The 17,742-nt window shown below is 44.1% G+C and carries 18 protein-coding genes and 1 tRNA gene; 6 read left to right on the plus strand and 13 right to left on the minus strand.

Annotated features, from left to right (window positions below; all coding sequences use genetic code 11):
- Positions 1-68 precede the first annotated feature (68 nt).
- Positions 69-836, minus strand: a complete 768-nt coding sequence (pilW, locus tag ITG09_07790; GenBank protein UPR53512.1) for a type IV pilus biogenesis/stability protein PilW — start codon at positions 834-836, stop codon at positions 69-71.
- A 169-nt stretch (positions 837-1,005) separates the two neighbouring features.
- Positions 1,006-1,947, minus strand: coding sequence for a homoserine O-succinyltransferase (metA, locus tag ITG09_07795; protein UPR53513.1), 942 nt, complete (start codon positions 1,945-1,947; stop codon positions 1,006-1,008).
- 275 nt (positions 1,948-2,222) lie between these two features.
- Between metA and ITG09_07800 the strand changes: the two genes are divergently transcribed.
- Both ITG09_07800 and ITG09_07805 read left to right on the plus strand, forming a co-directional pair.
- On the plus strand, positions 2,223-2,591 hold the full coding sequence (locus ITG09_07800; protein ID UPR53514.1) for an ATP-binding protein: 369 nt from the start codon (positions 2,223-2,225) through the stop codon (positions 2,589-2,591).
- Between the two features lie 74 nt (positions 2,592-2,665).
- Complete coding sequence (locus ITG09_07805; protein UPR53515.1) at positions 2,666-3,088, plus strand: DUF3859 domain-containing protein; 423 nt, start codon at positions 2,666-2,668, stop codon at positions 3,086-3,088.
- Positions 3,089-3,193: 105 nt separating this feature from the next.
- On the opposite strand, the gene ITG09_07810 is transcribed toward ITG09_07805, so the two are convergent.
- On the minus strand, positions 3,194-4,300 hold the full coding sequence (locus ITG09_07810) for a M20/M25/M40 family metallo-hydrolase (protein ID UPR53516.1): 1,107 nt from the start codon (positions 4,298-4,300) through the stop codon (positions 3,194-3,196).
- Between the two features lie 259 nt (positions 4,301-4,559).
- On the opposite strand from ITG09_07810, the gene ITG09_07815 reads away from it, so the two are divergent.
- Positions 4,560-6,518, plus strand: coding sequence for a GGDEF domain-containing protein (locus ITG09_07815; protein UPR53517.1), 1,959 nt, complete (start codon positions 4,560-4,562; stop codon positions 6,516-6,518).
- Positions 6,519-6,653: 135 nt separating this feature from the next.
- On the opposite strand, the gene ITG09_07820 is transcribed toward ITG09_07815, so the two are convergent.
- Entirely contained in the window at positions 6,654-6,839 is a 186-nt protein-coding gene (locus ITG09_07820) for a hypothetical protein (protein UPR53518.1), read from the minus strand.
- Positions 6,840-7,112: 273 nt separating this feature from the next.
- On the opposite strand from ITG09_07820, the gene ITG09_07825 reads away from it, so the two are divergent.
- Positions 7,113-7,781: a DUF2726 domain-containing protein gene (locus tag ITG09_07825; protein ID UPR53519.1), complete on the plus strand. Its 669-nt coding sequence runs from the start codon at positions 7,113-7,115 to the stop codon at positions 7,779-7,781.
- Positions 7,782-8,046: 265 nt separating this feature from the next.
- Positions 8,047-8,123: transfer RNA gene (locus tag ITG09_07830), tRNA-Val, on the plus strand.
- Between the two features lie 108 nt (positions 8,124-8,231).
- Here the strand turns inward: ITG09_07830 and ITG09_07835 are convergent.
- The 8 genes from ITG09_07835 to ITG09_07870 form a co-directional block, all read right to left on the minus strand.
- Positions 8,232-8,561, minus strand: a complete 330-nt coding sequence (locus tag ITG09_07835; GenBank protein UPR53520.1) for a cytochrome c — start codon at positions 8,559-8,561, stop codon at positions 8,232-8,234.
- Between the two features lie 2 nt (positions 8,562-8,563).
- Complete coding sequence (locus ITG09_07840) at positions 8,564-9,046, minus strand: TlpA family protein disulfide reductase (protein ID UPR53521.1); 483 nt, start codon at positions 9,044-9,046, stop codon at positions 8,564-8,566.
- Entirely contained in the window at positions 9,039-9,608 is a 570-nt protein-coding gene (locus tag ITG09_07845) for an SCO family protein (GenBank protein ID UPR53522.1), read from the minus strand. The genes ITG09_07840 and ITG09_07845 overlap by 8 nt, the downstream gene beginning before the upstream one ends.
- A 15-nt stretch (positions 9,609-9,623) precedes the next feature.
- A complete protein-coding gene (locus ITG09_07850) occupies positions 9,624-10,718 on the minus strand; it encodes a WD40 repeat domain-containing protein (protein UPR53523.1) in 1,095 nt (364 codons plus the stop codon).
- A 145-nt stretch (positions 10,719-10,863) separates the two neighbouring features.
- On the minus strand, positions 10,864-12,543 hold the full coding sequence (locus ITG09_07855) for a DUF1566 domain-containing protein (GenBank protein UPR53524.1): 1,680 nt from the start codon (positions 12,541-12,543) through the stop codon (positions 10,864-10,866).
- The gene (locus tag ITG09_07860; GenBank protein ID UPR53525.1) at positions 12,543-13,142 is read right to left on the minus strand and encodes a NapC/NirT family cytochrome c; all 600 of its coding nucleotides are present in this window, start codon (positions 13,140-13,142) and stop codon (positions 12,543-12,545) included. Before ITG09_07860 ends, ITG09_07855 begins: the two co-directional genes overlap by 1 nt.
- Positions 13,143-13,151: 9 nt before the next feature.
- Positions 13,152-13,625: a copper chaperone PCu(A)C gene (locus ITG09_07865; GenBank protein UPR53526.1), complete on the minus strand. Its 474-nt coding sequence runs from the start codon at positions 13,623-13,625 to the stop codon at positions 13,152-13,154.
- 50 nt (positions 13,626-13,675) lie between these two features.
- Positions 13,676-14,698: a porin gene (locus tag ITG09_07870; GenBank protein UPR53527.1), complete on the minus strand. Its 1,023-nt coding sequence runs from the start codon at positions 14,696-14,698 to the stop codon at positions 13,676-13,678.
- 288 nt (positions 14,699-14,986) lie between these two features.
- On the opposite strand from ITG09_07870, the gene ITG09_07875 reads away from it, so the two are divergent.
- On the plus strand, positions 14,987-15,910 hold the full coding sequence (locus ITG09_07875) for a LysR family transcriptional regulator (GenBank protein ID UPR53528.1): 924 nt from the start codon (positions 14,987-14,989) through the stop codon (positions 15,908-15,910).
- A gap of 98 nt (positions 15,911-16,008) precedes the next feature.
- Here ITG09_07875 and ITG09_07880 read toward each other — a convergent pair whose 3' ends face one another.
- Entirely contained in the window at positions 16,009-17,268 is a 1,260-nt protein-coding gene (locus ITG09_07880) for an adenylosuccinate synthase (GenBank protein UPR53529.1), read from the minus strand.
- Between the last annotated feature and the right edge of the window lie 474 nt (positions 17,269-17,742).

Raw genomic sequence — 17,742 nt, forward strand, 5'->3', positions numbered from 1 at the left:
ATTAAGCTGAAATATGGACGGGCTTGTTGTTAACGCAACAAGCCCGTTTTTTGTGTTTTGCATAATCGTTAAGCAGAAAGCAATTCATCTAATTTACTCTGATACTTCTGCTCTAGAGCACTATTACCCGCTTTATTTTCGAGATCGACCAAGATTTTAAGCGATGGAATTTGATAGCCATAACGCTGGTGGAATTTGAATAAACGAAGTCGAGCTTCATTGTAATCGGCGTCACTCACTTCGATTTTTGATAACTGTAGTATCGATTTTACGCGGTTTGGGTCATGGTCAATCGCTCTGCTGAAGTAGTATTTTGCTTGGTCGGTATTACCAGCCTTAAATGCACAAAACGCCGCGTTTTCATAACTTGCTGAGACGAGATAGTAGTAGGGTTGGTCGATGGCGCGATTGAAGTACTTATCGGCTTGTTCGTATTCACCCTGTTTACACAAAAATGTACCGTAGTTGTTCAATACATTGCCGTTTCTAGAATCTAGACTCAATGCCTTTCGATAAGTAGATCTTGCTTCGTCTACTTCGCCCACTTGTTCGTAGTAATGCGCCATTGAAAGCCGAGCACGGTAGTAACTAGGTGCGTGTCTAATTGCGAGCTCAAGATTTTCACGCGCTCTGACCATATTGCCTTGTCCCATGTAGCCTAAGCCTAATTCAATTCGAGATTCAGACATCGCGATAGGATCACTTTCAATCTTTGGTGGACCTTCAGTGACAGAGACGCAACCGACTAATGAAAGCGAAGCGAGTAGTACCATACTTGATAACGAAAGGGGACGGGATAGCGAAAAGGGTTTAGATAATAACGGCTTGGCAGGCATGTGAAGCTCCTTATGAACACCAACCCATCATATGAAATCAAACCCATTGAAGTGGTAAATCTATTATGGAATGCGACTCACACACCATAAAAAAACCGCGTTCAATTCGTCATTTTATCAATAACCTATTGAACACGGCTTTATGTGTTTGTGAATCGGAAGTAAGAACCTAATCGTCTTTGGTAAAATTGTCTTCGCTGAAATGATCCAGATCGTAAGGTGTTTGTTGGTAAACGCAGTAGTTTAGCCAGTTAGAGAACAACAAGTGTCCGTGACTACGCCAGCTTGCAACGGGCTTGTTGTCTGGGTTGTTGTTCGGGTAGTAGTTGATTGGAATCACAGGCTCCATGCCTTCACCCAGATCACGAATGTATTCATTGTGAAGTGTATGGGAGTCGTACTCAGGGTGACCTGTTACAAACACGTTTCGCTTATCTTTGGTCGCCGCTAGGTATACGCCCGCAACATCAGACGTCGCAAGAACATCTAGATCTGTATGCTCCGCTAAGTACTCCTGAGAGAAGTCAGCATAGCGAGAGTGCGGTGCCAAGAATGTATCGTCGAAGCCACGTAAAATAGGGTGGTATGGGTTATGTATCTCGTGGTTATAAACACCAGACAACTTCTCTTTGCGAGTGCGTTTTGGTAAATCATACAGTAATTTCAAACCAGCCTGAGCTGCCCAACACACGTATAGAGTTGAAGTAACGTGCTTGTTTGCCCATTCCATGATGGTTTTCAGATGGTCCCAGTAGATTACATCTTCAAATTGAACCAAGCCAAGCGGTGCACCAGTAATGATCAATCCATCAAAGTTTCTGCCTTTGACCATTTCAAATTGGCGGTAGAAGTTATCAAGGTGTTCAGTCGGTGTGTTTTTACTTGGTCGGTCATCAATGCGCAGCAGCTCTACATCCACTTGCAATGGGCTGTTTGATAGTAGGCGTAAAAATTGAGTTTCAGTTTCAATCTTCTTCGGCATTAGGTTGAGGATCAAGACTCGAAGTGGACGAATTTCCTGTGTCGATGCTCTTGATAACGGCATAACGAAGATGTTTTCTTCACGAAGAACATCGGATGCTGGCAATTGGTCTGGAATGCGAATAGGCAAAGCTTTCTCCCTAAGCTAGATATGTAGACGTCTATACATCTAAATCTATAGTAGTTTGATACGCTTGTCGACATGCAAAATGGATAGATGTAAATAATTTGTGTTTTCTATCAGAAGCAAGACAAGGGCTTTGAGGGGAGTCTCATTGTATTCAGTGATTATCGGAGTCGTGTGTGAGGACTTAGTTTTCGTATACTGAGCAAAGGCAGTTATCAGAGAAAATCGTTACTATTTACGATAAACTCATGTTTTCGAATTAGCCTGTAAAGTGACAGATGAAGTTAATACTCATTCGAGGGTTGCCGGGTTCTGGCAAGTCAACAAAAGCAAAAACCTACGATGCATTGCATGTTGAAGCCGATATGTATTATGTGAATGAGCAAGGTGAGTACCATTTTGACCCTAGGCAGCTGCAACAAGCTCATGAGTGGTGTCAAAACACGGCTGAAAACGGCTTAAAGCAAGGGCTTGATGTGGTTGTTTCGAATACCTTTGTTAAGCATTGGGAAATGAAGGCCTACCGCCAACTTGCACGTAAATATAAAGCCGATTTGATCATTGAGGTTTGCCGAGAGCAATATGGCAGCATTCACGACATCGAACCGTCGGTGATTAAGCGTATGGCAAAAGACTGGCAAGAATAGCCTCGTGCTTATCCAGCTTGGCTGAATGGCAAATAGAATTAAATTAATAGAACAACTCCAAGGTAACGATTGAAATGGCAAAGCGCTCTGTTGTGGTCGACATGACTTCTTATGGTATCTATTCCACGTGGGATTCCAAATCTAAGGATCTTCCAAAAATCCAAGAGTTCACTACCACCGTTGATGCTGAAATCGACGTAGAATTTGGCTATATCTTGAATATCAAAAAAGCCAAAGGTGAGAAGATCCGTTATTGCATTTATCACCCGGACATCACTACAGACAAAGGTGAAGTGCTCGAACCGTTCGACGGCGAAGAGTATGTCGGTAACAATGATTGGGATTTCTACTTAGGTGACACTATCTGGGCGCCTGTCTCGAACAAGCTGGGCAAATGGCGCATGACGGTCGAGCTAAAAGGCAACATCATCGCCGACAAGACATTCGACCTAGTAGCAAAAGACGAAAGCCAGTTTTGGAAGCGTAGAGGTTTTTAGGCTTGAATCTCTGGCTAAATTCAGGCACAAAAAAGCCGAGTCACATGTGAACTCGGCTTTTTGATATTGGCTAAATGGCTTTCACCACCTAGTTACCAACTAAGATTATTGTGTTACGTAAGCCACTACAAACTCAGTGATTGCGACCATGTCTTTCACTGCAATGTATTCTTCAGTGGTGTGAACTTTCGCCATACCAGTAGAAAGGTTAACCGTTGTTAGGCCTTTCGCGTTGAAGTTGTTTGCATCGCTACCACCACCAGTGCGTTTAGTGTTCGCGGTTACGCCAAGCTTCTCAAACGCTGATTTGATAGAAAGAATATGCGGGTGATCGTCTGCAATCACGAATGCATCGTAAGCACGAGTAGATTCGATTTCTACTTCAGCGCCGAACTGCTTCGCACTCTCTTGGAATGTAGAGATCATGTGCTCAACTTGAGCCGTTAGCTTTTCGCCGTTTAGAGAACGCGCTTCAGCTACGACTTTAAGCTCTGGCATTACGATGTTAGTCGCTTGACCGCCTTCAACAATACCGACGTTTGCTGTCGTTTCTTCATCGATACGAAGTAGGTTCATCTTAGTGATTGCGTCTGCTGCCACTTGAATTGCGCTGATGCCTTCTTCTGGCGCTAAACCAGCGTGAGCAGGGCGACCTTTGATCTTCGCAACAATCTTCTGCTGGCCAGGTGCTGCATTTACGATGGTACCAATCGGGCCGCCTGTATCAAGTACGATAGCGTGCGCAGATTGGATGTAAGACATATCGAAGTTCAAAGAGCCGAATAGACCGCCTTCTTCGAATACAGTAAATGCAATCTCAATAGTTTTGTGTTCTTTGCCTTCCGCTTTAATTACGCGAACCGCTTCCATGATAGCTGCGATACCAGACTTGTCGTCACCGCCTAGAATCGTGTTGCCTTTTGAACGGATGATGCCGTCTTCGATGATTGGCTCAATGCCGATACCTGGTGTTACTGTATCCATGTGGCAGCTGAATACCGTGCTACCTGAAAGAGTGCCATCTAAACGTGCATAAATGTTGAAACCGTTTGACACTTCTTCTGGAACAGCCAGTTTATGTACGTCAAAGCCTAATTCGCCTAGCTGCTCAGCCAGCGCTTCAGCAATGGCTTTTTCGTTACGTGATTCACTATCGATTTTCACAAGATCGCAGAAATGGTCGACAAGGCGTTGTTCATTAATTTGGGTCATTGTTCATTCTCATTATGTTTCCGTTCTTTCCTTAGAAGTCACGGCTATAGGAACAGGAAAATCACTATAACGCCTTTTTGTAGGATGATTGTCTGAGTTAAATCAAGAAAGTCGCCTGATTATTCCAAATAATAAGAAAAACCTTACTCAGATCCACCAGTAAGCAGGATTTTAATCTGTATATCTGTCGGGTATAATGTTTAACCGCTTTTAAAAAATCTCGATGAAATTGGAATGCAATCAATAATGGCACTGATAAATGAATAGAAACAATGTGTTAGGTTCATTTCTTTTAGTCGTGCTGATGAGTGTTGTGCTTGGGCTGTATTTGCTTTATCCAACTTATGACGATGATTTAAAGCATATTCGCCCTGAAAACCCGAGTGTTTATAGTCCAGAGAAAGAGTTATTACTCTCTCAATATGGAACTGCGTTGATTGGTATTCTCGATGTATCCCGTGGTGACCCTAATTTAGCCTCTCATCAACTCGCCACTCTCCACGCCAATTTCCCAGACCAAGATAAAGCCATCTACCGTGCTTACGAATTGATGATTTTGTCGAACCTCGCACAACACAAGCTAGATACCGAAGCCGTTTCAGAATACGTCAGACAGATTAAAGCGCTCGCACAACACGAACATATGGCGTGGCTAAAAGCTCAATCTCTCGTTGAATTAGCAATTGAACATATCAGTAAGGGTGAGTTGGCGGAGTCTGAAATCCAAATCAGAGCCGCGATAGATATCGCAGAATCGCTCCACTATGAAGAGTTGTTGATTAAGGCTTATAACACGGCGGGTGTCATCAATAATATCCGTAATGACTTTCCGGAAGCTCAATACTTTTTCCATAAAGGCTTAGACCTTGGCAAGAAGTACCCTCAACACATCTACAACAGTAAGTTAGTGTCAAACATGGCACTGCTTTATATCTATTTAGAAGACTGGCCAAAAGCGCTCAAGCTGATTAAAAGAGCAAAAAAACTCTATTACAAGAGTGGGCTACTCGAAGCGTCTACCATCGGCGTGCTGCATGTGAATGAGTCTTTTGCTTATCTGCGCAGTGGTGATTTAGTCAAGGGTCGAGAGGCGTATCAAAGTGCGGCTAAGCTCAATGGCGACAACGTGAGTGAGCGATACAAAATCATCCTGTTAAAAGCAGAGAGTGATGTGTTGTTGGCGGAAAAGAGCTTTGAGTCAGCACGACAAATCGCAAACTTGTGTCTTAGGTACCCTGGCGTGGACAAATACACACTTCAGCTAGGTCAGTGTTATTTAAACAGAGCCTTAGCGAACATTGGTTTGAACCGAGATAATTTCGTCTTTGCTGATCTAAAGCGATCGTCTGCAATGTTCGATGTTGTGGGGACTCGAAGTTGGAAAGTCCTCGGTTTAAGAACACTTGCTGAATATTATGACTCGAGAGGCGACAGCGAGAACGCACTTCGCTACTTCAAGCTTTATTACAAAGGAAATAAAGCGCTGCTATTTGATAAGCGCCAGAGCGATATCTTTTTACTCGAGCAAGATTTCGCTACGGCATCATTAGCTCAAGAAAACGAACTGCTTAACGCAGAAAAAGAGTTGGGTGAGCTGACATTAGTTAAACAGCAGCTACGGAATCGAATCGTTGTCGCCTTGGGTATCATGGTGATGTTCAGCGCAGCGTTACTTTTAATTCGGTTACGTTCGATCCAGAAGACCAATAAAGAGTTACTTAAGCAATCAACAAGATGCGAACTCACAGGCTTACACAATAGACGTTACTTGGAGCAATTGTTAACTCAGCCGATGCCACATCATTTGTCATCGTTTGGATATACACTCGCTATTTTAGATTTAGACCGCTTCAAACAAGTTAATGACACTTATGGGCATGATGTCGGTGACCAAGTGCTGGTGGAGGTCGCTAAGCGTTTAGAGCAAACCTTATCAAAAAACGATGTAGTGGCAAGATGGGGTGGAGAAGAGTTCGTTTTATTGCTGGCTGGGAATCAAGATCCTAATAGAGAGCTTGAGCTGATAAGACAAGCGATCGCTGACCGACCGATTGAAACGCATTCTGGGCCATTAGAATTAACCACATCGATTGGTGCGACGACTCATCTAACGGAACAACAATTGAATAGCAGTACTTATAAGAAATACTTGAAATCAGCAGACGATGCTTTGTATCAAGCTAAGCAGTCAGGGCGCAATAAAGTGCTTATCGCTTGAACCCTCAAACATGCTAGATCCCCTGTAATCAAGAAACCTGAACTTCAATAACTAAGCGAATAAGAGTGCTTATCTTAACTAGTACAGCTATCTACTCTTATTCGTTTAATTCATATTTTGATTTGGCTTGGTGAACTATTTAGCGACACCTTGAAGCATTTCAACCAATTCGCCTTCCGTTGCTGGTTCGTTAGCGAGTTCAACCACCGCTGAAGCGCCGCCTTTTAACATGTAGGCTTGGGTACCGCAGTGGTCATAGTGGAACCATTTACCATCTACACATACGTCGGTATAACATCTTGGGTCTTGTTTAAGTTCCATATCAACTTCCTTATTAACATTTGCCTAACGTTTTTCAGACTAGTTGATCACAAGTCTGGGTAAATTGATCTAAATCAATCTAGAGTGTAATTGATGATTTGATCATCAAAATAGGAGAAGTGTGTCTATCGAAGGAGTGATCTCTCGCTGATTACAGCGACCAAAGGTCGTGATTCTAGTTGGTAACTCTTGCTCTTTTGCTTGCCAGGTGAAGCTTTTCTACATACGCTAGCCACTCTCTTAATCCCTATACAGACTTGATTGTGTTCGAAAATGACTAATATCTTTATCGTTGTAATTGTTCTGGTTGTGTTCTTTTACTTTATTCAAAAGTATGTGGTGAAACACGATGACACCAAAGACCATGCTTATCAGAAGAAAGGGGCGTTGATGTCAGCGCAACAGGCGACATTCTATAACGCGCTTAAATCCGCGGTGGGCAACCATGGGGAAGTGTTTGCCAAAGTCAGCATGTCGAACGTGCTGGTTCCTGCTAAGACGAACAACAAGAAGAATTGGTTTATCGCCAACAACAAGATCTCACGTAGCTATTTCGACTTTGTTGTTTGTGACCCGAGAACGTTAGAGCCCCGCGTAATCATCGAACTGGATAACGGTAAAGAACTCAATAAAGGGAAAGTCGACCGCGAAAAGCTACTGATTCACGTGTGTAAATCAGCAGGTTTACCATTGATTGGAGCTTCAATTAAGCACAGTTATCAAGTAAGCCGTTTGAAGAGGTTGTTGGCAGCGCACATCGATTTAATCGAACCATCCAAAGAAGTTCGATTTTGTAAGAATTGTGGTAGCCCGATGATCATCAAACTGGCAAGCCAAGGAGATTACAAAGGCCGACGCTTCTTCACATGTAGCCGCCAGCCTAACTGTACGTATACAGAGAACTACAACGTTGTATTCGATGTGGATGAAGATTCTAACTAATATCTTGAGTTAAAATGCTTTATCAAAGGGGTAAGACGCAAAACAGGCAGATGTATATAGCTGTTGAACTAGAGGCGAAATGTGATCTACTTCAAGCCATTGATCTGCTTTGTGTTTAAAATTTATTCTGATTGTTGTTTTTAAAAGCAAACGATCAGTTTTGTGCAAATTTATCCTTGCACGCTACCCATTCACTCGCTATTATCCATCTCGTTCTGAAGCGTTAGCCACTTAGTAAAGCGGTTAGTTATGTTTCAAAGCATTTGCCCGCTTAGCTCAGTTGGTTAGAGTACTTGCATGACATGCAAGGTGTCACTGGTTCGAGTCCAGTAGCGGGCACCAAATTATACGAAAGAGCCCACCTAGTGTGGGCTTTTTTGTGTCTGTAATTCCTCGTTTTATCAGACTCTTAGCTATTTCTTGGTCCCAAGAGGTCCCAAGAGGTGTTGCCTAACTATCGCCGATTGAGCTTAAGTACTTGGAGATGAGACGCATATCTTGGTCAGAATAATGCTCCATCGCGACCTCCATTGGAACAAACAGGCCATTCTTACGTTTCTTGTGTTTGTAATCACGCATTTGGTTGAACAAATACATCTCTGTCTGACCGCCGATCTTTGGATACATAGGCATAACGGGCTCATTGCCAGTTTCGCCATGACAAGTTGCACAGCCACCTTTCCCCGGTGCGATGTATAATTCTTTACCAAGCTCAATATCTGTTTTTGCGAAACAATTCAGAGAAATTGAAACCGTTAACAATATAAATAGGCGTTTCATCGTTAGTCCTCGTGATTGACTTTTGAAAGGCAGGTTAGCCACTCAGTAATTTCATTGACATCGTTGCGAATGTAGCCGACATATCCAAACTTCACTTGGCCGTCTGTCACAATCATAGTGGCAGGTAAACCTTGGAATCCCCAGTCATGCAAAAGGTTAAAGCTTGGTTCAATAGTTTTCGGTAAGTGTTCAATTCCAAGTTTGGCAAACTGTTGCTCAATAGCATCTGGGTTATGTCCAATATGAATTGTCTCAATCGCAAAACCTGGTTGGGTCGCAATGCTGTCGAGCATTGGTAATTCTTTTAGACAAGGTGGACACCATACCGCCCATAGGTTGACCAAAGTGATGGGTTCAGACGTTGGACGCGACCAAGTTAGACTCTCTTTGGCTTCTGTAAAGCCCTCGGGAGTAGGGCATTCATTCGCTTGCGTACTGGTAGCAAAGAAGAGTATTGAACAGAGCAAAGCGATGGACTTATTCATTGAGGTAACCCTTTAAACTCTCGCTGATCTTAAAGCCCCCTTCGCCATAACCAAATACATCAATCAATTCACGATCTGGGCCGTAAAAATAGAGGTAAGTCGAATGGAAAACCTCATACTGTTTTGGCAGAGGCGGGTAGATAGGTTTGCCTTCTAAGCTGTAACCGTAAGTTGCTTTCAGATTCTTCGCTGCGATTTTGATTTGTTCTTGAGTGCCCGTTAACCCTACCACTTTAGGATCAAAGTATTTCACGTAGAGATCCATGTTCTCCACGGTGTCACGATTGGGGTCAACTGAGACAAAGATCGGTACGACTTGCTCTGCTTGCTCGCCTAAATCATTAACGGCGGTGGCTAGATCGATCACAGTGGTAGGACATATATCAGGGCAACTGGTGTAGCCAATGCCAATTAATAGATGCTTACCTGGCCAGTTTTCAGCTGTGACTTTGCCAAGATTATATTCTTGGAGGTCAAATTGAAGTGGTTTAGCGGCGGCGCTAAAACTGAGCAGTGTGAGCGTTAAAGAAGCACTGCCTAGACATGAAATAAGTCGTTTCATCCTGAATTCCTATGATTAGTGACATACTGTGTTTGTGATGCCCATTGAAAGTAGCTTCGGCGCTGCTAGCTTGGTATCGATTTCGTTGAGAAGCTTCTTACTGCGAATGTCATAAACAAACAGCTTCGATGAGCCTTTCTGCGTAGCGAACAGGGTTTTTGAGTCTGAAACAACGACAACTTCCCCCAGTTCATAGTTCAGTGGTACTGAAGTGATAGGTTCGTCGGCCGCTAATTCAAAGATGTCTAGTGCCTCAGGTGATTCAATGATACCCATCTGCTCAATCCAACCTGTACGTATTGATTGAGGGGCCCCGTTGAGCTTAAATTCCTTAACGACTTCACCGCCCCAAGACTCAATGACTTTTGCTGTGCCGTTTTCACTGGCTAGAACAATATGTTCAGAGTCTGAGCTGACATAAGGACGCAACGGTGCAGAGTCAAACTGATAGCTCCCCATCTCTGCATCCATCATCAGATCCCAAACTACGACTGAGTTATCTTGATATTGGGAGGCTAATGCGAGTCGAGCGTTAGGGGATAGGGTAAGCTCCGAGACTCCCCCTTTTCCTACTGAAATGAACGATTTGTTTCCGTCGTGGTTGCGATAAATTAAAGTCTTACCTGTCATGCTCTCAGTGATGTATAAGTTGTAGCCACCATTGTCAAAATTCATGCTAAATGGAGATTGGATACCATCGATGGTTGTGACATGTTCACGAGTGAAGGGTTTGATAATCTCGATGCTATCTTTCATCGCAACGGCAAGCTGAGCTTCGTCAGAGTGAAAGGAAATCTCATTAGGGATGTCTTTAACTGCCATAATCCAGTGAGTCTTTTTCACTAAATCATAGACATAGACCTGCGGTGTTCTACCATCGATATACACCAATACATCTTGAACGTCGGACACCTCCAAGCGAGTGGGTGTTGCTTTGAGTTTAATTTCGTCTGCATAGGAAAAATTAAAGGTATCAACGACCGCGACCTTAGATGAGGTTTGGTCTGAAATAAAGGCCCATCGTGCACCATCATCATAGCGAGAGGTTTCACTGGCCGAAAGATTCGTGGAGGCAAGGAGGGCAAGGGTAGCAAAAAGTCGTTTTTTCATGGTCGTTCTCTAGAAAGAGGTGGGCAAGCTTGGCCGTAAATAGGCAAAAAACTGCCAAGCTCACCGCAACTGTTTTGTAAGCCATCAAGAGGTTGGTCAACAACCGTTACGATTTGGCTTACAGTCTATCTTTGTGCTGAAAAGACTAAGGGTTACGAATACAGCGTGTGTACATTTCGCGGTTTTCGTTTAGGCCATAGCCCGCACCTGTTGAGTAACCAACAGCCCAGCGTAATGAGCCCCCCGCTTTACCACGTAGGTCATACATGTTTGGATCTTGGTCATCTTTACGTGGTGGAAGAGGGCGGAAGTTCTGCTTCTCTGTTCCCACTTTGGCTGTGCTTGACCAGAACAAGTACTTGACTGGAGTATTAGGAAAGTACTCTTCATCAATCGACGGGTTAAATTTGTTGAAATCACCAATTGAGATCATCTCTTTGAAGTTTGGTAAGCGCCAATCTTTGTAGCCTGCATAATTAAGGTTTTCACAGTATTGCAGCGAGTCTTCCCACTTACGGCGGTTGTAGTCGATGTTTTGCTGCCACATACGCTGGGTTACGTTCTCGGTCACCGTACCGTCATTGTTATCGACCAGATCAAGGTTGTGGTATGCCGCATTGTTGTCTGCACGCACACAACGTACTAGCTTGGTTGAAGCTGTATGTTGACCCATAGTATGACCATCTGGGAAGCCGATATGCCATGCGTGATCTGGGTGGTTCGAGACAGGGAAAGTCCAAATACCTGAGCTTTGACGTGGCATGTTCAAGAATGCATGAGTATTGATTGCAGGGCGGAACTCGCCAAAGTCAGCAATGGTGTGCAGCTCTTTAATGAGCGGGTAGCGCCAGTCGGTTTTTCCATCTAGCTCCAGGTTTGCGCAGTATTCTTTACCTTCCCCTGCAGTCATCCAGATACGAGACGAATCACGTTCCCATGTTAGCTTGGTGTTTTCATCAAAAGTCGTTAAGCCAGACTCTGAAACTGTAAATCGAGGTTGAACACCTGGGTAATCGGAGTCTTCACCTTTTACATCGGTAAAGTTTTGGATCTGACCTGTATCGGGTAGGACAAAGCCTTCCGGTGCTGGCATGCCAATTCCAGTAATAAACTCCATACGTTCAATCTGTTTCAGCTCTTGCCCTGTCACGTAAGCGATGATGTCTTTGTAATCATCTTCAGAGAGCATTTTTGCGAAAGGTTGCATGATAGGCGCATCGCGGTTAGTACGGTTGCCGTCTCGGTACTCTTTCAACTGCTCGAAGATATAAGCTGGCATTTGCCCCTTGAACGATGGGTAGCGTTCGTTAGTGCTTACGGCTTGCTCTCCGTGACACATCTTACACGTCTTGTCGTAGGTCTCTTTGCCACGAGTCCAAGATTCGCCCCGAACGACTTCAGCGTTAGGGCTATATTTCATTTCACGTTCGCTCAGTACGATTGCCACATCCGCCATCACTTTAGGTGGAAGTAGATAAACGAATTCTTTCATCTGCACCGATAAGCCAGAACGACGCACGTCATCCATATCGGCCCATTGGTTGTAGATATATTGCGCAGGAAGCCCCGCCAATTTCGGACTCAGTGTCTCTGGCACTTCTTCTTTTGCAGGGCGGTGACAACCCATGTAACAACCAATCGTTGCACGGTTGGCTTGCTGGATTTCTTTTGGAGAGAGGTCGTCAATGGTGCGATTGATGGTGTAATCGGCTAGGCCATTGTCGACGTCTTTGTTGTTTGGTTGTGCACTTTTTTCAGCAACTGCGTGACCAGATAAAACAGCCGCACCGATCATCAGTGAAAGGGTAGAAATTGTCGTTTTCATTACAAGCCCTCTTGAGCAAGTAGGCGCAATTTGTCAGCTGCGCGCACACGCATGTTTTCTTTTAGGTTTGGATGTGCAATGTCGTAGTGACAACTTGAACACTTCCATTGTGGGTCGTTGTCTTTATTGGCAAACGCAAGGTTGTGTGTCCAGTCTGAGATCTTTCCGTCTTCGGTTGCAGCTGAAGCTCGGCGTTCTAAATCACGGTGACAGTTCACACAGCCAGAATCGTAGACATAATCAGTACGTTTTGGGTGAAGTGCTTCGTAGTCAAGCTCTTCCATACCCAGTACATATTCACCCCATAGGTGACGCATGCCAGAAGTGCCTTTTACGTAGAGCTCTTCAACAACATTAGATTTTGGCAGATGACAATCGACACACTCAGCCACAAATCCGTGAGAGTTGTTACCTCCGTGTATTGAGTTAGCAAAGGTTTCGACCATTGGTTCCATGGTGTGGCATGACGCGCAGAACTCATTTGAGCTAAGGCTATGGAGAACCTCGGTAGCAGGAAGCGCTGTCAGTAAGCCAATTCCTGTACCAATGACAAGTAGTGCCCCAATGACTTTGCGTTTAATGCCTTTTAAAAAATTCATCGTATGTCCTTAGTGCTTATGCTGCATTGACATGTTGGTTCGCTTCACCACTTTGGCCATACAAGAAGGCTCATCAGTATAGGTAGACCAAAGCGTGAGTTTGTACTCTTCACCGGCAACTGGACGCTTTTCGAAGTCACGGATCATCAGGTGTAAGCCGCCACGTTCAAACTTGATGGTGGTGTTCGGTTTCTTGATCTTGTATTGGGTCAACTGCTTCATTTTCATGATGCCATCAACCATCACAGTTTCATGTATTTCCGCTGTGGCTGATAGACCATCGATACTGGCGCCTTGGATGGACTCTGGACCAGGAATACGGAGTGCTTTGATTTCTTCAGTGATGTTGAATCGAATATCGAAGAAGATACCCGTAACGTTTGAGCCTGGTGCAGGCTCTGAGATAACACAGTTAGTTAGATCAAGTGCGGCTTGGCTGCTAAATGAAGTCATTAGACCTAGAGTGAGAAGAATCTTTTTCATCAGTTACTCCTAAGAATTAAAATTGAGCTGTGTGTACAGCCCAATTAGGATTAAAACTTAAATACCGCACCCAGTGCGACGTTATCGTTTTGAGTGTTTTCAGAGAAATCAGCGTATTCGGCATAAACACGTAAGTTTTTGCTTAGATTGAATGACACGTTCGCGAGGTACAGTGAGTCATCTAGCCATTTACCAACTTGATTATCGAATTCTGAGTTTTGGTAGCCTAACTTGAACGTTAGGGCGTCTGTTGCATGGTAAGTCCCTGCGACACCGTATAGGTGGCCATCACCAAACATGAAATGGTCGCTCGCGAATTCATAGGTCACGGCAATTGCAAATGTGTCGTTATGGTATTCCGCCATACCGATGTAGCGTTCAAACTCATGATCGCCACCTGGATCGTTCGGTGTGTTTGGGTCGCCTGGTTTCATTGCATCGGAGTCATTGCCGTTGGCATCAGAGCGTTGGAATTTAATCGAATAGTTTTCTGCGTTGTACATCAAGCGCAATGCAAAGTTATCTGCTTCTTTGTCGTTTTCGTCAAAAGCAGAGACCACGCCTGCTGTTGCTGTAAAGCCACCTAGGAAAGTAGGGGTTGTATAAGATAGGGTGTTAGTACCCAGTTGGCTTTGGTTAACAAATAGTGTTGATCCGCTTGAACGGTGTTGGTTGTTGGCATCAAATATATCAACTGGCTTGAACATGTGTACGTAAGCACCTTTATAGCCGTTACCTAACACTAGCTTGCCGTACTGTTTGTTCACAAACCAAAGGTTAGCTTGAGATACATAGATGTCTTGTGCGTTGTCTTGCTTCTCGTTATCCGCGTATTCAACGGCTAAGTTAACCAATGCATTACCGTATTCGGTTTCATGAATGCCAGTCATACCGACGCTAGCAAGTTGAATTTGAGTTTGGTAATCGTGATCATCAACCTTAAGCACATTGCCATTCACGCTGCCATAAACCTTTAGTTTTTTGAATACATCTTCAGGAATAACGTCTGCTGAAAATGCCGGGCTTGCCATAAATGCTGCTGAAGTAACCACTGCTAATTTGTTTAGTTCCACGAGGGACCTCTATTCTTATTGGTATTTTCTGGGGGATCATTGACTCAGATCTTGCACCGATATCACTACCCAAAAATGGGTAACTGTCTCTTCGCAGAAAATTATAACGAGTGGATTTGATTCGAATATCAGGGGCGCTGAATGGCTCTCATTCAAAAAATGAATACATATGTATGAGATCAATAAATGATTCGATTATGTGTAAATGAGGTGACAATTTTTTCATTATTAGATATTTACGCACTTAGCTTTTCATAATACGTAAGACAGTTAGAGTTGGGAGACGTTATGGATATCGAAGCAGTGAAGATGTTTGTCCTGTTAGCCGATAAGTTAAACTTCACAGAAACTTCGAGATTGTTGCAAGTAAGCCAGCCAACCTTGAGTCGAAAGATCAAAATGTTGGAAGAAAGCTTATCTGTTACGTTAGTCCACCGTCGTGGTGGGCATATTAGTTTAACTCCTCAAGGTGAAACTTTTCTCGTTCAAGCGAGGATGTTACTTGAACACATCGATAAAACAGTTGAACTAGTGCAGAGTGAACAGCAAGACGAATCTGGCGTCATTCGTATTGGCTGTTTGCATCCGATGGCAAAATTTATAACGGACAATCTTATTGTCGATTTTAGTAAAAAATACCCACATATTTCCCTGCAATTTAAAACCATGATCCCAAGAACGTTAGGCTCATTTGAAGAAGTGGATATTATGATCGCGCCGTTCTGGCCTGACGATGATTCCGTTGTGGCGAAAAAGCTTCCACCTAACCGCCGTTATTGTTTTGCATCGCCCAAATACCTAGCAGAATTTGGTACTCCGCAAGATATTAACGAGCTCTCTAATCACCAATGTGTCACTCAAACGAATATGGTTGTAAATCAAAAGTTTTGGGTGCTACAGAATGGACTTGGCCAACGAAAAGAAGTGATGGTTTCCGGCAGCATGGCTGCGGACTCTGCTGACATTACCATTGACTTGATAAAGAAAGATTTTGGTATCGGATTGATTGGAAAATATAAAGCAAAAGAAGGGATTGAAACAGGTGAGCTCGTACCCTTGTTCAATGAGGAGTGGTTCATCGAGGGCAATATGTACGTGATGTACAAGCAGAACCCTCATATTCCTCGCCGTTTTAAGATCTTTATTGAAGAGTTTATTGAAATCTATACGTCTATTGTAAGTAAGTTCGAAGGAACGCTTCCTCTCAATTAACGCCTAGATGTCATTAGTCTTATTAATTGCGTTCTTTATGAATAACCCAAAGCCCACTAAATGTGGGCTTTGATGTAGATGTTGTACCGTCTTCTAAACTAAGCTCGAATGATCATTTGCTCGCGCTCAGGTCCTACCGATACCATTACAATTGGTACGCCCATCAGCTCTTCGATACGAGTTACGTAATCTTGTGCGGCTTGAGGAAGGCTCTCAAACGTGCGGCAGCCAGTGATGTCTTCGTCCCAGCCCGCCATATCTTCATATACAGGTTTTAGCTCAGCCGTTTGTGGCCAAATCGGGTTCTCAGTATGTTCACCTGAGTAAGCCGTGCAGATTTTAAGTTCAGACAAGCCAGACAGGCAATCAATCTTAGTCAGTGCGATTTCAGTCGCGGCTTGCAGGTCAACACCGTTGCGAGTTGCCACCGCGTCGAAGTAACCCATATCACGTGGGCGACCGGTTGTTGCACCGTATTCGTTAGAGCTTTCTCGGAAGCTGTCTTGCTCTTCCATTGCAGTTACTAGCGTGCCGGTACCAACAGACGAGCTGAAAGATTTAGCAACTGCAATTACACGCTCAGGACGAAGGGCAGGTAGACCACTACCAATACCTGCGTAAGCGGCAGTAACATTGGAAGACGTCGTCCAAGGGTATTCACCGTAGACAAGGTCACGGCCTGCACCTAATTGAGCTTCAAACAGTAGGTTTGCGTCTTGTGATTGCAGTGCTTTAAGTGGCTCAGTCACGTTGCAGATGAATGGGCGCCACGCTTTAGTTACTTCAAGTAGCCATTCTGTCATTTCAGAAGCGGTCTGAGAGAAGTCACATTGAGGGTATAGCGCTTTGAGCTGAGGCATTTTCCAATCAAGCAGGAATTGAATACGCTGCTCTAAAATCTCAGGCTGATTTAACCAACCCACAAGAATGCCTTTCTTCATCACACGATCGCCGTACGCTGGCGCAATGCCTTGACGTGTCGAACCATAAGCGCCATCGCCTAAACGCTCTTCTTCAAGCGTATCTTCAAGAGCGTGCAGAGGCAGACACAGTGTCGCACGATCTGAAATCGCCATTTTCACTTTGATGTCAGCCGCTTGTACTTCTGCAATCTCTTCAGTTAGCGCAGCAGGGCTGATCACCATGCCAGGGCCTAGAACCGCAGTACAATCAGGATTAAAAATACCACTAGGTAGTTGGTGCAGTTTGAATGTACCGAAGTCATTTACCACAGTATGACCTGCATTGTTTCCGCCTTGGAAACGAATGCTAGCAGAAGCTTGGTCTGCTAAAAAATCGACGATGCGGCCTTTGCCTTCATCACCCCAGTTTGCGCCCACAACAACGATAGATGGCATAATTTTTCTCCTAACTGATTGAGAAATTATGTTAGGCCTACAAGGTGGATAAGAGAAATTAATTATCTTTATGATCTTGATAAGGATCCCATATTTTTTTTAAAGTCTTACCCCACAAGCGAGATTCCCTATCACGTTCGTCCCTCACCGTAGGGAATGACGCGGAACGGTTATTCCTTACAGGAGGAATTACGGTGTGGGGTCATCCCTCACTTTGGGGAGTAACGATAACTAGGATAGAAACTTTAGAATAGCCGTCATTCCAGAACCGAGGAACGAGGTATCAGGAATCTCAAATCATAAGCGAGATTCCCTATCACGTTCGTCCCTCACTGTAGGGAATGACGCGGAACGGTTATTCCTTACAGGAGGAATTACGGTGTGGGGTCATCCCTCACTTTGGGGAGTAACGATAACTAGGATAGAAACTTTAGAATAGCCGTCATTCCAGAACCGAGGAACGAGGTATCAGGA

The sequence above is a fragment of the Vibrio cyclitrophicus genome, assembly GCA_023206055.1.
Classification (GTDB): domain Bacteria; phylum Pseudomonadota; class Gammaproteobacteria; order Enterobacterales; family Vibrionaceae; genus Vibrio; species Vibrio cyclitrophicus_A.